The sequence below is a fragment of the Staphylococcus sp. EG-SA-2 genome (assembly GCF_017152085.1).
In genome coordinates this window covers 1-713 of sequence record NZ_JACYHC010001105.1, presented here as the reverse complement: position 1 = coordinate 713, position 713 = coordinate 1, and the positions used below count along the sequence as shown (strand labels likewise).

The 713-nt window shown below is 33.7% G+C and carries 2 protein-coding genes; one reads left to right on the top strand and one right to left on the bottom strand.

The features are described 5' to 3' along the window. Nucleotides 1–82, top strand: an 82-nt coding sequence (locus tag IDG60_RS27960; RefSeq protein WP_241013401.1) for a hypothetical protein, incomplete at its 5' end; no start/stop codon positions are given. Nucleotides 83–204: 122 nt separating this feature from the next. Here IDG60_RS27960 and IDG60_RS27955 read toward each other — a convergent pair. Next, nucleotides 205–678, bottom strand: coding sequence for a GyrI-like domain-containing protein (locus IDG60_RS27955; protein ID WP_000456486.1), 474 nt, complete (start codon nt 676–678; stop codon nt 205–207). Nucleotides 679–713: the final 35 nt, after the last annotated feature.

Sequence of the window (713 nt, the reverse complement as noted above, 5' to 3'; positions counted from 1 at the left end):
TATTATCTTCATTACAGCCATTCTATTAGTCAGTCTACAAATCATTTACTTTAAAATGATTAAAAAGCAACATGTCGCATAACACTTCAACATAATTAGAACCCTAGCAAAGATATCTATCTTTGTCGGGGTTCTTCTTTATGAATTATGAAATCCAATCTTCAACTAAAATTACGCCTTCATATCAAGTACATTTCTATTCAATCACCCTTTAACAGGCATCCAAATTTCTGTAATATATTTTTCACTTGTAGTATCACCATCCTGATACAACTCAAAAAATGGTGCTGATTTTACCGTATTTGCTTGATATTGATGTATGTAGTGATGAACCTCTTCCATTTTTTGTTGAACTGCTTTAGGTACTGCGCCCTGTGCTTCAAATACCATATACTTTGAACTTGCTAATGTTATGACATCATATTTTGCAATATCAGCACTATTATCTCCGGTAACTGCAATCATATATGACATCTTACCGTCTAATTCGGGTATACATAAGCCAAGTATCCCGGCTAAATCACCATTATTTTTTAACTGTAAATCCGCAATTACTCCCTCTTGATAACACCTTTGCCAAAACCCGGCTATATGTTGCTGAGCCTGTCGTCCATTTTCATACGTTTCTTTAATACCTACTAACGTTAACGACGCAAGTTGTTGTAATTGATATTCCATTTTATCACTCCATTAATTTTATTCACTCATGTAAA